This is a genomic window from Streptomyces griseus subsp. griseus, from assembly GCF_000720255.1.
In the GTDB taxonomy this organism is placed as follows: domain Bacteria; phylum Actinomycetota; class Actinomycetes; order Streptomycetales; family Streptomycetaceae; genus Streptomyces; species Streptomyces griseus_I.
Genome location: NZ_JOJE01000188.1, coordinates 1 through 359, shown reverse-complemented (window position 1 = coordinate 359; position 359 = coordinate 1). Strand labels below are relative to the sequence as shown.

Annotated in this window: 1 pseudogene; it reads left to right on the top strand. The window is 71.9% G+C overall.

Features of this window, described 5'->3' with window-relative positions:
* Nucleotides 1–359, top strand: a pseudogene (locus IG99_RS43720) (DUF4097 family beta strand repeat-containing protein); the annotation flags it as partial.

Sequence of the window (359 nt, the reverse complement as noted above, 5' to 3'; positions counted from 1 at the left end):
CTCCAAGAGCCGCGACGTGAAGGCCGCGCAGCAGGTCGAGGTCTCCTACGGCGACGGCGTCCTGCGCATCGAGACCCCGCAGGCGAAGAACCGGATCCTCGGACACAACGGATCCGTCGAGGTGACCGTCCAGCTGCCCACCGGCTCCAGCGTCCACGCCAAGACGGGCGCCGCCGAGTTCCGCGGCGTCGGACGCCTCGGCGACGTCACCTTCGAAGGCGGCCACCGCACCGTCAAGCTCGACGAGACCACGAGCGCCCGCCTCACCGCCCACGACGGCGACATCACCGTCGGCCGCCTCGGCGGCCCCGCCGAGATCAGCACCCAGCGAGGCGACATCCGCATCACCCAGGCCACCG